This is a genomic window from Acidiferrobacteraceae bacterium (genome assembly GCA_037388825.1).
In the GTDB taxonomy this organism is placed as follows: Bacteria; Pseudomonadota; Gammaproteobacteria; order Acidiferrobacterales; family JAJDNE01; genus JARRJV01.
The window spans coordinates 1-10,201 of sequence record JARRJV010000054.1 but is presented as its reverse complement, the minus strand read 5'-3'; the positions used below and the strand labels follow the sequence as shown (position 1 = coordinate 10,201).

General features: G+C 59.2%; 9 protein-coding genes. All 9 read right to left on the bottom strand.

Annotated elements, in window-relative coordinates; genetic code table 11:
* Nucleotides 1-1,607: hypothetical protein (locus tag P8X48_10055; GenBank protein ID MEJ2107654.1), on the bottom strand; the 1,607-nt coding region annotated here is incomplete at its 3' end.
* A 355-nt stretch (nucleotides 1,608-1,962) separates the two neighbouring features.
* Complete coding sequence (locus P8X48_10050; GenBank protein ID MEJ2107653.1) at nucleotides 1,963-3,306, bottom strand: AgmX/PglI C-terminal domain-containing protein; 1,344 nt, start codon at nucleotides 3,304-3,306, stop codon at nucleotides 1,963-1,965.
* A gap of 3 nt (nucleotides 3,307-3,309) precedes the next feature.
* Entirely contained in the window at nucleotides 3,310-3,834 is a 525-nt protein-coding gene (locus tag P8X48_10045; GenBank protein MEJ2107652.1) for a biopolymer transporter ExbD, read from the bottom strand.
* Between the two features lie 3 nt (nucleotides 3,835-3,837).
* Entirely contained in the window at nucleotides 3,838-4,335 is a 498-nt protein-coding gene (locus P8X48_10040; GenBank protein MEJ2107651.1) for a biopolymer transporter ExbD, read from the bottom strand.
* A 4-nt stretch (nucleotides 4,336-4,339) separates the two neighbouring features.
* Nucleotides 4,340-4,981, bottom strand: a complete 642-nt coding sequence (locus tag P8X48_10035) for a MotA/TolQ/ExbB proton channel family protein (protein ID MEJ2107650.1) — start codon at nucleotides 4,979-4,981, stop codon at nucleotides 4,340-4,342.
* A gap of 47 nt (nucleotides 4,982-5,028) precedes the next feature.
* Nucleotides 5,029-5,316, bottom strand: a complete 288-nt coding sequence (locus P8X48_10030) for a hypothetical protein (GenBank protein ID MEJ2107649.1) — start codon at nucleotides 5,314-5,316, stop codon at nucleotides 5,029-5,031.
* Nucleotides 5,313-5,936 (bottom strand): tetratricopeptide repeat protein, encoded by a 624-nt coding sequence (locus P8X48_10025; protein MEJ2107648.1) that lies wholly within the window; start codon nucleotides 5,934-5,936, stop codon nucleotides 5,313-5,315. The genes P8X48_10030 and P8X48_10025 overlap by 4 nt, the downstream gene beginning before the upstream one ends.
* A complete protein-coding gene (locus P8X48_10020) occupies nucleotides 5,920-8,895 on the bottom strand; it encodes a tetratricopeptide repeat protein (GenBank protein MEJ2107647.1) in 2,976 nt (991 codons plus the stop codon). The genes P8X48_10025 and P8X48_10020 overlap by 17 nt, the downstream gene beginning before the upstream one ends.
* Nucleotides 8,892-10,201, bottom strand: a 1,310-nt coding sequence (locus P8X48_10015) for a hypothetical protein (protein MEJ2107646.1), incomplete at its 5' end; no start/stop codon positions are given. The genes P8X48_10015 and P8X48_10020, both read right to left, overlap by 4 nt.

Here is a 10,201-nt window from a genome sequence, read left to right as displayed (position 1 = left end):
CTCGCGGGAACCAGGTTCGGATCCGTAGACGGCGGCGTACTGGCAGGATCTTCGGGAAAGACATTGAGATTGGCGACCTTGTCGTAGTAGTTCGTATTGATCATGACGATTCGGAACCGGATCTGGATCGAATCGCCGTTGCGTATCATGTTGCTGAAATTGGAATCGCTGTCCTGGCTGGTCGTGCTTGTGAGATCAAAACTCGGCGCCGTGTTGGCGAGAAAGTCTGCTGCGTTGGAAGGTGGTACACCGATCGAGCCGGGCCCACCCGCCGGGTTGGTCCAGGTCACGGTATCCACCGCCCCGTCGTAGGTCGCCCCATAGGCGTAGGTCGGATTGATGGTCGGGATATACGTGGGATCTACCACGTAGTTCGCCGGCAGGGTATCCACCAGGTGGATATCTTTCACCGTGCCACCGCTGTTGTTGTTGATCGTCAGCGTGACGAAGCCGCGGGTTCCCAGGGCGCCGCCGCTGATACCGGTGATCTGGCGGGTCACCTGCAGGTTGGCGTTGTCGACGACCGTGCTCATGGTGGCGGCGGCCGCTGCAGGCGTGCTGCTCCCGGAGTCGGTCGATGTAGTGGTAATGCCGCCGGCAGGCGGATTGTCCACCTCACAACCCCACTGCAGGTTGGATACGGTATTGGTCTGGTTGCTGCACGAGCTGGTGATCCTGCCTACGAGGTAGACGTAGGCGATATTTCCGGCGGAGACGTCGACATAGGCCCCCGGTTCGTCTCCACCGGGATTGCCGAAGGGATCGTTGACTTCAAAGGTCGTGATCGAATTGCTGGCGGGTACGCACGGACTACCTGCAGATGGCGTTCCATTGTTGAGGGCCACATCGTTGGCCGAACCCGGGTCGGGGCAGGCATAGCTGACCGTCATATTGCCCGAGGTCATGAGGTCATCGAAGGTGACGTCCTCCATGCCTGCCTGGCCAATATTCTGAATACCGATGCGCCAGATGATGTCGTCGTTGGTGTGACCGTAGACCGTCGTGGCGAAGCCGCCCTGGTTCGCATCGTAGTTGCGCCCGTCCTTGCTAAGCACCGGGATGGGTTCGCGTAGGGAGATCAGATCGGGACCGGTCGTGTCCGTAGTCCGCGGCCACAGGGTCACGCCGTCGCAATGTAGAAAATCGAATGACACCGACGCGTTGATTTGCCGGCTTGCGCCGACCAGAGCTTCGTCGGTGCCCGAACTCACGGCGCGTACGCTGAATCGAACGATATAGACGGTAGGGTTCGCCGCGTTGGGCGCACCGGCGAGTTCCGGCAGCCCGTTGAAGGTTACCGAGGAACCCGAGATCGATTCGGTGAGGGTGAAGGGAGGGCCGGTGTAGCCCACCACGGTCACCGATCCCGGCACGTATTCCAGGCCGGAACCTGTCAGGTCTTCCGTGACCGAGATGTTCGTGAGGGCCTGGCTGTCTCTGTTGGTGAGGATCGTGTCGACCGTGCCGACGCCACACAGAACGCAGTAGCTGTTGCCAGTGTCCTGGGAGATGACATTGAAGGTCGTCGGGTCCGTAGCGCAATTCGCGCGCGCCGTGCCGGGATGGAAAAGGGCCAGCCCCAGGGCAAACACAAAGCCGAAAAACACGCGAAGCGCCGCCGCGCCTCGCAGGTTTTGGCGGCCGCCGTTCTTGCGCCGCGCAGGCGCGGGCCGGAGCGCCCACACCGGAAAATGCACCCGATTGGAAGCCAGTTTTTTGTTCCTTGGCGAAAGCAAATCTATTCTCGCCACGCGCAGACCCTACGTGCCGCCGCGTGGCGCAGGCAAACCTGAAACCAGTATTAAGAAAAAAGTATAAACGCCAGGGATTTGCGCGGGCTTACGATCCGACAGTCCGCCTATTCTGGCCGCCGAAAACGCATTTTTCTGCCGTTTTTGTCAGGCAATGCCGGATAGCCACCCCACGATGCGCGAGTGATTCATGATTTTCCAGTGAAAATGCCTAGGCAGGCAGGAAATCGATGGGGTAGGTAATCGTTACAGCATCGACCTTCTTTGCGCCGAAATTGAACAGTTTCACCCGCTGGGCGATCTTCCGCTCCAGTTCCGGCGAATCAAGGCTGCTGGAAACGACCTTGCACATGGTCACCCGCCCCGACGGGGCGATGGTGAGCTTGAGTACCACCTTCCCCTGAAGCGAGGGATTGACCCGAAGCTCGCGGTTGTACAGCGCATATAAGGCACTTTTATTGCGGTCGAAGACAATCTGGATTTCCTCGTCCGTACGTGAGGCCCTTGCCGTGCCGACAACGCGGCGGTCCGCCGCCGCGGCCAATTGGTCGGCAAGGGAACTGTGCACCTTGGAGGTCTGCACATTGCCCAGACCACCGCCGCCCACATCCCGGCTCAGGCCACCGGTGGCAATCCCGCCGCTGCCGGAGCTGACATTGGACGTGATGATCGACCGTTGGGCTTCATGGGCATTTCGGCCCGAGGTGCTAAAGCGAGCCTGGCTGCCCAGCTTCTTGTCGAAGTTGGTTTGCTTCAGGGCATTGAGTGTATCACTCATGGCCAGAAGGCCCGTGTTCTTCACCTTCTCGCGTGCACGGCGTTCCTTGGCATTCCGCGGCGCGGCGGCCTGTTGCTGCGGCGTAAGGGTCTGCTGTTTCGGTTGGACCGGTTGCGGCGGCGGTTTCTTCTCGCGCTCTACCAGCAGCTTCGCCAGACGCTTGGGAATCGGTGTTTCCTTGACTTCAATCTGCGGCAAAACCACCCAGCTGACGCCTACGGCAAGCAAGAGGGTCAAGAGTGCAACCATCAGACTGATGCGGCGATAACGTCGATCGTCATCCGTCTTTCCGCCCCACGGAACTCCCATGGGACGATAGAAGATGTCACCCTCTTTCGCCTGAAAGCCCTTGGCAATGACTTCGCGCCGATAGGCTTCGAGGGCTTCCTTGCGGCGCTTCTTCTCCTCCTCGTCCGCCTTCTGCCGCGCCTTGTCGTAGGCCTGGGTTGCGCGGGCCGATATCGCGGCCGCATCCGCTCTCTCCTTGCGCAGCCGGTTGCGCTCCTCGACATAGCGATCGGCTTCGCCGCCAATACGCTCCAGGATTTCCTTGTAGGTTTCCGTGCCCAGCTTGCCGCCCAGCACCGGGTCCTCGCCGCCGACTTCGCGCAATTCCTTCAGGGCATCGCGCACCCGGGTCAGTGCATCGATACGGGGCGCGCCCTTTTCCAGGCCTTGCAGTTTCCTGTCAAGTTCACGCAGGTGCTTGTCGGCCTCCTGCATCTCCGCAAAGGCCTTGTCCGTCGCCGACATCGGTTTTGCTTCACGTACGGTCACGACTCAGGAGGATTCCTTCTTCTTCGTTTGCGACGCCTTCTGAATCACCGCAAGATTGATGGTTTCGAAGCCGGCCGCGGTGCACGAAGTCATAATCTTCTTCAGCAACTTAAAGGGGATCTCCCGGTCTCCCATGATGGTGACCTCCTTGTGAGCCGCCCTGGACTTGCTGCTGATCCCCAGCGCGTGGGAGGAAACCCTGAGCAGTTCGTCCCGCACGGGCGCAATCAGGATCGCCCTCGAAGCGGCCACTTCGTCCCGGCTCGCAACAATCTTGCCCTGCACCAGGATGTCTGTATTGGTCACCATGACCACGGTGGTTTCCTCCGGCTGCTTCTGGGAAACGGATTCCGGAAGCTTCACCTGCTCCGGACTGGGCAGGTTCTGCGTGTTGGCCGAGTTAACCAGCAAGAAGAAAACAAGAATTGTAAATATGTCCATGAGGGACACGAGATTCATGCCTGGAGTGCGCTTCGCGCGCCGCGCCGTCCTTCCCATTCGATTGATTCGTCGCGTGTTCTTGGCCATCGTCTAGCCCTTGCGCGATTTCGGCGCGTCACCGATGGAAATCTCGGGAAACAACTCGACGTTTTCCGCCTTCAGGTCATTCACGACTTCGGCCGATCCCACCGCATCCATGACCTTCACCAATACGTCGTATTGGATCTCGGGTTCCACGAGTACGGTGGCATTGCGTTTGTTGGGGAAACGCTTTTTCAGTTCGAGCAGAATCTTGGACAGGGTTGCAATATCGTAGCCATCGGCCGTATTCCGTATACGTTTGATCATGCGGTAGCCGTCGCCAATCTCCAGACGATTGGGACGGATCACGACTTCCAGCTTGATCTTTCGCTTGTGGGCCTGGCTCGCGCTGGCCGCTGCCGGCAGATTCAGCTGCAGGATAGTGATCTGGGAAAACGCCGCCGTGATCAACAGAAACGGGACCAGCACCACCATCAGGTTGAGAAATGCCGTGATGTTGAGCTCGGGGACCTCTTTGTTCCGCCGGCCGTGACCTCTCTTGGGCACAGTACTAGCTCCGCTTGCCGACTTCGCCGATCAGATTCAGGGTCTTCACCGATGCCATTTCCAGGCTGTCCACCACCTCCGTGGTCTTGGTGGTGAGCACCGCATGGATCAGCAGCAGGGGGATACCCGCAATCAGACCAAAAGCGGTCGTATTCATGGCCACCGCGATACTGGCGGACAGCAGATCGGCCTTCTCCGCAGGGTTCGCATTGGACACCGCGGTGAACGCCGCGATCAGACCCATAATCGTTCCCAACAATCCAAGCAGGGTTGCAATGTTGGCATACAGCGCCAGGTAGTGTGTCCGTTTTTCCAGCGTCGGGATGATTTCCATCATCCCCTCCTCCATGGCGATCTCGATATCATCACGCCGCCGTACGCTGCCACGCCGACCCAGGGCCAGGCTGATCAGTTTGCTGATGGGCGTTTCCGAACCATCGGTAAAGGCCAGCACCTCGTCGAAGCGACCGTGCTCCAGCATGGCCTGAATCTGCTCCCACTCTTTCGCGCTGTCCCGCTTGGCCCGCGTGATCGTGATGTAGCGCTCAATCGCAATCGCGACGCCCGCGGCGAACACGATCAGGATCGGATACATGAACGCCCCGCCTGTCTGGAAAAAGCGGATGATGCCGAAGAAAATATCCATGACTCGCTCCTCTGTAAAAACCGGTCAACGGGCGGCGTGCCGCTCCGTCAGTGACTCTGACTCTGCTCGTAGTAGTCCAGCTGCCGCTTGAACTCCTCCGGGTCCACAGCGTTCAGCCGTTCGTCCAGGAGGCTGCGCGACAAATCGTTGTCGTCGCCCACCTCGGATTCTTTCCATGGGACAATATACAGCGACTTTGGCAACTCCCGGTTGCCGATAATCGACATGCCGCCCAGCTCTACCACCTTGTCCTTCTTTTTCTTTTTCGCCATGACCGGTGGCGCACTGACCAGGCTCAGCATTACCAGAGCAATTATAGCTCGCGTTCGAATCATTTCTTCACCTCCGCGGTCTTTGGCTTCACCGGCTTGCCCATCCGGCGACGAAGATCAACGATCCATTTCCCCACCTCGTCGTCTTTGCCTGCAGTCAGCTTCTGATACCGTAGGTATTCCTTCAATGCGCAGGCATTGTCAGCGGTATACAGGTCGCAGAGGATCGCCAGATTCAGATGCGCCTTGGTATAGCGGGACCGCCGGGCGATACTCTTCTCGTACGCAGAGCGGGCATCGGGAAATTTTCCCAGTTCCCGGTAGACCAGTCCCAGCTCATTGTAGGCCACCGCGTTTCTCGAATCGCGCTTGATGGCTACCTGCAATGCCTTTTCGGCATCGTCCAGCTTGTTCATATGGCGGTAGCAAATTCCCAGGTTGATATAGACGCCTGGCAAGCGGTCGTTCTGTTTGGCGATCCCCTCCAGCAGAGCCACGGCATCCTTGTACTTTCCGTCTTGCATCAGGGAAACGGCACGGTCGAAATCCTGTGGATTCCACTTTCCTTCTTTCGCCGGCTCGCCTGACGGTGCCGTCGCGCAGGCGGACAGGACCAGCAAGCCGGCAATCAGCAGTGCGATTTTCTTCCACGGGAATCCGGTCAGGCTAGTACGGAGATGCAACATAGCCTTCTCCCTGCTCCGTCCGTGCGTAGCGCACCGGAACCAGTTTCGCCAGTTCGGTAATGCTTTTGCCAACCCATTCGTTGTAGAAGCCTCGTCGCAAGAGGTCCAGGTTCTTCTTGTGCAGATTGATCGCCTTCTCCTCGAAAGGATACGCCTGTTCCTCCAGCAGAATGTCATATTGTTCGCGCTCGACCTTGGACAGGCCGCGCGGGCGCTCCGAATCCAGCATGGAGCGGGAAAGGTCGTAATACAGATCCGCGATGCGATAGGTCGCGGCGGCCGTAATGTCGGCAACGTGATAGTCCAGCATGTCGCTGAATACCTTCAAGGCCTCCTTCATGGTCTTCTGTTTGCGCGCAAGACTGCGTTTCAGCGGCAGGGTCAGGCGAATCTTCTTGTACCTCTGCACCAATGGATCGGACAACTCGAAACTCGCCAGCGCCGCAAGATAGCGTGTGCGGTCGGTACGCTCTTTGCCGGCGCGGCTGTCTGCCCTCACGATTTGCCGCAGGGTCTCGTGATAGCTACCGGTCTTGCCCGTCTTCTTGTACAAGGTAGCAAGATGATTCAGCGACTCAATGGCCGTGGATAGCGGTTTCGGATAATGCGACAGGTATCTGCGATAGGCGGCGATGGCTGGCCCCGACTCCTCGGCCTTGTCGAACAGCTCTGCCGCACGCAGGTTGGCCTCGCGTTTGGTGGCCGGTTTCGACGTCGTTTTTTCGATACGCTCGAATTCCCGCGCCGCGGACAGCCACTGGCGGCCCTGCTCGTAGACCACAGCCAGTTTCTCCGTGACATCGTACTGGTGCTTGCTCGACGGATAGCGCTTGCGGAAGGATTCCAGCACCGATGCCGCACGCTTCCATTCCTGCAGCTTGATCAGGGTCGCCGCCGCATCGAAGTCGGCGGATTCGCGAATCGGAGATGTCGGCGCAAGCTGGCCCACACGGAGAAATCCGTCGGCCGCGGCCTTGAGCTTGCCGGCCTTTTTCTTCAGGGCCGCCTGTTCATACACCGATGCCGCCAGACGATCCGTCAGGTCCTTTCGCTTCTGCGAATTGGCGGGCAACAGCTCCAGGGAATTCCCGTAGCCAGTTTCCGCAATCGAGTAGTCCTTCATCTCGAACGCCGACTGGGCCACCACGGTCCACGCCGATTGCCGAACCTTGGGATCGGCGTTGGCAAACTGGGTCACAACACGTCGGGCTAGCTTGCGCGCGTCGGCATACTGCTTGCGCTTGTAGGTCTCCACCGCCGCCTGATCCAGTACCCCAGCCGCCTTGGGATGGGTCGGGTACGTGTCGACGAATTTCAGGGACGATGAAATGTAGCGGCCGGTAATGGATTCCTTTTGGTCCTTCGGGGCCTTCTTGATCTGCTGTTCGTACGAAAGAACTGCATTGTAGCCCGCCTCGGCCGACTTCTTGTGGGCCGGATACTGGTAGGCGGTGCGCTCGTACTCCTTTGCTGCTGCGGCGAAATCCTTCTGTTCATACAGCAACTCGGCCAGGAGGAAATTCATGCGGGGCGCCTCGGGATCGGCCCGGAACGAGGCCAGGAAGCGCCGGTACCAGGAGATCGCCTCCTTGGCGTCGTCCTTGCTGTGCATCTTCTGCGACAAGGCGTGGTAGTGCTTGGCCAGATCGATCAGGTTCTGGCGAACAAAGGCCAGGACCTTGGGGGACTTCTTGATGTCGTGACTCTTCCAATAGTTTCCGTTGACATCGTAAATACGGGCGAAGTCTTTCTTGGCCTGGATCACCAGTTTGGGGAACCCGCCCTTCTCGTAAACCTCGATCACCTTGCGCTGGAAATCGGGGGCCCGGATGCTCAGGGGATTGCGTTCGACGAACATCGCATAAGTCTTGGCCGCATCGTCATAACGGCGCTTGACGAGAAAGTGATCGCCGAGGTCCGCGAACAGCAGGTCCTCATAGGACCGGCGGCCATGGGCCTTGAAGTAGTCGGCAATGGCCTGGGGACCACCAAGATAGGAAAAGCTGAAGCTGACCACACGCAGGGTGTCGTCGAAACGCTGGCGTTCGATTTCATTGAAGTGATCGATAGCAACCCGTCCCCCCGCAGCCTTCTCGTCGATCAGCTTCAGGAACGAACCAAGTGCCTGCTGGTACTTGCTCTGCTTGAATAGGGCCCAACCGTGCTTGTATAGGGCCTGGTCGTAGAAATCCGATCCCTTGCCCGCATGCACTACTGCGGCATAGGCGTGCTGGGCCGCCACGTATTGCCTGTGCACGAACAGGATCTCACCGCGACGGAACTGGACTTCAGTGATCAGCCGGGTGTAGGGATATCGCTTTACGATCCGGTCGAGTACGGCCAGTGACTTTTCCTGTTCGCCACGGATTCCATAGGCCCGCGCGAGCTGATACATAACCTGGTCATTGCGCTCATAGTCCGGATACTTCTTCAGCAACTTGAGATAGATCCGGATCGCTTCCTTCGAATTGGCATCGTCGCGCAACATCTTCTGTTGCATCGTGTTGCCCGACGGAAGATTCTTCAGGCGGTTATTCTTGCCGTCGATTTCAGAGATCTTTTCCGATCGTTTCTCAAGGGTATCAAGCTGCCGAGCCTTTGCGTCGGCCGCCTCCTTTTTCTTGTCGTCCTTGTAGCCGGCCATGGGGGAGGACACGGGAGTCTGGCCGGGCTCGTTCGCCTCATCGCCATACAGGCCTTCCACCGAAGCCACCTTGAGATCCGCCAGGCGGCGCAGGGCCTCCGGGGTCATTTCCGTTTCCGGCGTTTCCTTCAGGAACTTCTTGTACTCCGCCATGGCGTGTTCGAGACTGCCACTGACCTTCTGCTCCTTGACCGGGACCTTCTTGCCCTGCAGGCTGCCGATACGGTCCGAGCCCTGCCAATTGTCCGTGGCGCACGCAGTCAGGAGGGCAGTGGCGCTGAGCACAGCGGAAAAACGCAGCAGCCGGATCATTTCTTGTCTCCCGGGCGCGCGGCCGCGCGCGCGGCACGATCGTAGCTCTCGGCAAGGGCAAAGCGCGCCTTGGTACGATATCGCTTCAGGCGACTCTTGCGACGCTGCAGTTCGCTGATCGCGCGGCGTTCCATGAACTGGCCCTGGTACTGGATCAGCCCTTCGAGCTTGGTCTTGAGATACACCAGACGTGAACGAAGGTCCTGTAGCACGCGATCGTAGCCCTGAAAGCTCAGGGCCGCCTCCGCCCGTTCCCGGGCCAGGATCTGGCGGTTCATTCCTGCGCGCCTCATCGCTTCATCCAGTTCTCGCAGGTGCTTGAAGGCGGCACTGAGCCGGTCCTCGTAGGCGGTCGCCACGCGGTAGTCCAGGATGCCGCGGACAAAGGCAAGGCGGCCGGCGACATAGGAACGACCCTGTTGTGGTCGCAAGCGCGCGATCTTGCCATCGACCTGGTCGAACCGGGAGAGCCACGTGTGCTCCGCCATCGTGGTCAGGGCCAGGGGATCGCGGTGGGTCATCAGGGATTTGAGGTCGGACTGCATCCGGTCACGACGATCGCCGAGAACCGCAAGCCGGCGATCCACCCGCTTCAGGGTCGCGTCGATTTGGACCAGACGTGGCTGGAAGTACTGACGACGCTGCCGAATGAGATCGAAATAGGCCGGGATACTTCCCAGCCATTGCACCACGTTGTCATGAAGATCATTGAGGTCGCGGTAGTTTTCATAGGACTGCTGAAACACATGCCTGCTCATCAGGTCCCGCAGGTATCGCGTCTCCGGCGCATCGGGCAGGGTCCGCAGCTTGATCAGCCAGTTGGGGTCGTGTCGCGCCTCAGGCTTGAGCATGGCAGCCAGGAATTTTCCTTCCCGGATGCTGCTTATCGAATCGTCCAGTCGCTCAATCTCATGCTCGAATGTCTTGACGGCATCGCCGTACAGCAATGCTGATTTACCATAGGCCTGCAATTGCGAATAGCCATAGGGAACAGCCAACATGGCTTCCTGCACGGCGACATCGGTCACATCCCGCTTGCGCAACATGCTCCACGGCACGAGGGCCTGGTCATAGTTGCCATCGGCCGCGTCCGCCCAGCCCACCCACAGGAGCGCCTTGTTGGAAAACGGGCCCTTCAGGTGAATGCGTTGCAGATAGGTGCGCGCGCGATTCGGCTTCTTGGCATTGAGCATCGCGAAACCGAGGGTCAGATTGGCCTTGTCCCGCAGGGCACCGATTTCGCGCCCACTGCCCGACAGGGTGCCAACGCGATTGAGATCCTTGTAGGCCTGCACCGCCTTGCCGC

Coding starts and splice junctions, on each gene's coding strand:
- P8X48_10045 (MEJ2107652.1), bottom strand. CDS start 3,834: ATGGCCAAGAACACGCGACGAATCAATCGAATGGGAAGGACGGCGCGG.
- P8X48_10035 (MEJ2107650.1), bottom strand. CDS start 4,981: ATGGATATTTTCTTCGGCATCATCCGCTTTTTCCAGACAGGCGGGGCG.
- P8X48_10030 (MEJ2107649.1), bottom strand. CDS start 5,316: ATGATTCGAACGCGAGCTATAATTGCTCTGGTAATGCTGAGCCTGGTC.
- P8X48_10020 (MEJ2107647.1), bottom strand. CDS start 8,895: ATGATCCGGCTGCTGCGTTTTTCCGCTGTGCTCAGCGCCACTGCCCTC.